Here is a 3,080-nt window from a genome sequence, read left to right as displayed (position 1 = left end):
CCATTGTTCTCGAAGCAGGGGACTGCGTTGGCGGCATATCGCGCACCGTGCGCTATAACGGCAACCGAATGGACATCGGCGGTCACCGCTTCTTTTCAAAGAGTGACAAGGTGATGCGCTGGTGGCTCGAGCTGATGCCGGTGGAGCATGAGGCCGAAGCCGAAGCTGCGATCAGCTACCAGAACAAGACACGGCATCTGCCTATGCACGAACGGCGCGAAGGCGAGGATAAAGACCTCGTCATGCTGGTGCGCCCGCGCAAGAGTGAGATCTACTTCATGCGGCAGTTTTTTGACTATCCGCTGAGCCTGAGTGGACCGACACTTCGCAAGCTGGGGCCAGTCCGCCTGGTACGCATCGGCTTCAGTTATCTTTCGTCGCGTCTGTTTCCCGTTAAGCAGGAGAAAAGTCTGCGCGACTTCCTGGTGAACCGCTTCGGCAGCGAGCTTTACCTGACCTTCTTCAAGAGCTACACCGAAAAAGTATGGGGTGTGCCGTGCGAGGAGATCAGCGCGGAGTGGGGAGCGCAGCGCATCAAGGGCCTGAGCCTGACGGCCGCCGTAAAGCACTTCCTGAAGAAGACCTTCGGCAGGACTGAAGGAGACATCGAGCAGAAGAAGACTGAGACCTCGTTGATCGAGCAGTTCCTCTATCCCAAGTTTGGCCCTGGCCAGCTTTGGGAACACGTTGCCGGTCTGGTGCAGCAGGGTGGCGGTGAGCTGCATATGGGGTGGCGTGCAGTGAAGGTCAACACCGAAGGCGACCGCGTTGTCAGCGTGGAGGCGGTAAACCGCGCAGGCGAGCGCCAGACCTTTGCCGGGGACCACTTCTTCTCCACCGTGCCGGTGCGGGAGCTGGTGCATTCGCTGGATGTGGAGCCTCCCGCGAACGTCGTCGAAGTGGCTGATGGCCTGCAATACCGCGACTTCATCACGGTTGGCCTGCTGGTGGACAAGCTGCAGCAGACCGAGCCTGACGGCAGCCTTCTGAAAGATACGTGGATCTATATCCAGGAGCCGGATGTCCAGATTGGCCGGTTACAGATCTTCAACAACTGGAGCCCCTATCTGGTCGCTGATCCGTCGAAGGTGTGGCTGGGGCTGGAGTACTTCTGTTACGACACCGATCCGCTGTGGAAGATGTCAGACGAGGAGCTCAAGGCTTTCGGCGCCATGGAGCTGGAGAAGATTGGCATGATCCGCCRGGAGCATGTGCGCGACGGTCATGTGGTGCGGGTTCCAAAGACCTATCCGGCATACTTCGGCAGCTATGGCCGGTTCGACGAGATCCGCCGGTACATGGATCGTTACGAAAACCTCTTCCTGGTGGGCCGTAACGGCATGCACAAGTACAACAACCAGGACCATTCCATGCTGACGGCGATGGCCGCCGTGGACGCCATTCTGGCCGGTGAGACCAGTAAGAACTCCCTTTGGGATGTAAATACCGAGCAGGAATATCACGAAGAAAAATAATTTGCCGACTATATCCTTGTGGGTATGAATGTCCCTCTAAGCCTGCGCTGGATGGTGGAATCCTACGTCCTGCTGCTGGGCATGCTGATGCTTGGATTGGGTCTGGCGGCCCATTCCATGCCTCGTCTGCGTGGCGTTCTCCGGTTGTGTGCCAGCATGCTGCTCATCGCTCTGGCGATGGTGATCCTGTTCTATCGCAATCAGATCCCCACGGTGGCATTCATTTTCTCGAACGGCCTGATCATCACTGGTTTCGCCTTAATGGACGAGACCATGACCCGTTTCCTGGAGCTTCGTCATACCGAACGCTGGGTCGACGTCCTGCTGTTTGTGGGGACAGTCGGTTTTTCCATCTATTCCCAGATCATGCATCTGCCGATGAGGACGCGGGCAGAGCTTTTGGTTCTTGCGTGCCCATCCTTCGCGGACAACTTCTGAACCTTCCGGCCGATGACCAGGCCTTTATGGTCGATGGCGCTTCGCGGCTCTCAAAGGTTGTTCTTCTATGCGCCAGTATCGCCATCGGCTACCTGTGGATGGCTGCACTGCAGTTGAGCAATGAGCTGGATGCTTTGTCGTTGACCGATGCGTTGACTTCGGCATTGAATCGCCGGGGTCTGGAAGACCGTCTCGGCCGTGAGCTGAGACGCGCGGAGATGAATGGTGGACGCATTGCTCTCATCTGTCTGGACGTGGACCACTTCAAGCAGATCAATGATCGCTATGGTCATCCGGCAGGCGATTCGGTCTTATCCACGTTCGCGAAGGCGCTGTCTGAGATGCTGCGGCCTGCCGATGCGCTGGGCCGCTTTGGTGGAGAAGAGTTCGTCGCCATTTTGCCAAACACGGACGAGGAGGGCGCCCGCGTTGTGGCGGAGCGTCTACGCGAGAGACTGCGAAGCCTGCGATTTGAGTTCGACTCGCAACTGCGGCTGACGGCGAGCTTCGGAGTGACCGTTTGTGAACGCGGAGAAGATGACCAGGCCGCGCTACGGCGATGCGATCAGGCGCTCTATGCCGCCAAACAGTCAGGCCGGAATCGTGTGGTGGCCTTTACGTCGTTGGAAGCTCAGGGCGTGTCATCCAATTGATGGCTTTAGCGGCGCTTTGCCAGGATGGTGCGGGGAATACCCTGCAGATCGTTGAGAATTGTCACTTCATTCCATTCGGAGAGCAGCGACCGCAGAGCTGCATCCTGTCCATAACCGATCTCCAACGCCAGCAGACCGCCTGGATGTAGCGCCTTGTATGCCTGGGGAATCAGGCGGCGATAGATCTCCAGTCCATCTTCTCCTGCATAGAGGGCGGTCTCCGGTTCGAAGTCACGAACCTGCGGCGCAAGGGTGGATCGGTCACTGAAGGGGACATACGGAGGGTTGGAGACGACGACGTCGAAGGCCTGTCCGGCAACGCTGCTGAGCAGGTCAGAGTGCAGCGGCATGACTCGTTTCTTCACATGGTTGATGGCGGCATTCTCCCGCGCGACACTCAGGGCGGCATCGGAGAGATCGAGCGCGGTCACATGCGCGTAAGGCAGATGCACGGCAAGCGCAATGGCGATGCATCCAGTGCCGGTCCCGACGTCGGCGATGCGGACCGCGTGAT

General features: G+C 58.4%; 4 protein-coding genes. 3 read left to right on the top strand and 1 reads right to left on the bottom strand.

Features of this window, described 5'->3' with window-relative positions:
* The 3 genes from AB4043_RS23755 to AB4043_RS23745 all read left to right on the top strand — a co-directional run.
* Window positions 1-1,475, top strand: a 1,475-nt coding sequence (locus AB4043_RS23755) for an NAD(P)/FAD-dependent oxidoreductase (protein WP_442308287.1), incomplete at its 5' end; no start/stop codon positions are given.
* 24 nt (window positions 1,476-1,499) lie between these two features.
* Window positions 1,500-1,913, top strand: a complete 414-nt coding sequence (locus tag AB4043_RS23750; RefSeq protein ID WP_442308286.1) for a hypothetical protein — start codon at window positions 1,500-1,502, stop codon at window positions 1,911-1,913.
* Complete coding sequence (locus tag AB4043_RS23745; RefSeq protein WP_442308285.1) at window positions 1,886-2,566, top strand: GGDEF domain-containing protein; 681 nt, start codon at window positions 1,886-1,888, stop codon at window positions 2,564-2,566. Before AB4043_RS23750 ends, AB4043_RS23745 begins: the two co-directional genes overlap by 28 nt.
* Window positions 2,567-2,571: 5 nt before the next feature.
* Here the strand turns inward: AB4043_RS23745 and AB4043_RS23740 are convergent.
* Window positions 2,572-3,080 (bottom strand): N5-glutamine methyltransferase family protein (locus tag AB4043_RS23740; RefSeq protein WP_442308284.1); only part of this gene is annotated, 509 nt, incomplete at its 5' end.

It is taken from the genome of Terriglobus sp. YAF25, assembly GCF_052113305.1.
In the GTDB taxonomy this organism is placed as follows: Bacteria; Acidobacteriota; Terriglobia; order Terriglobales; family Acidobacteriaceae; genus Terriglobus.
The sequence above is the reverse complement of the archived record's forward strand: the minus strand, read 5'-3'. Positions and strand labels throughout refer to the sequence as shown.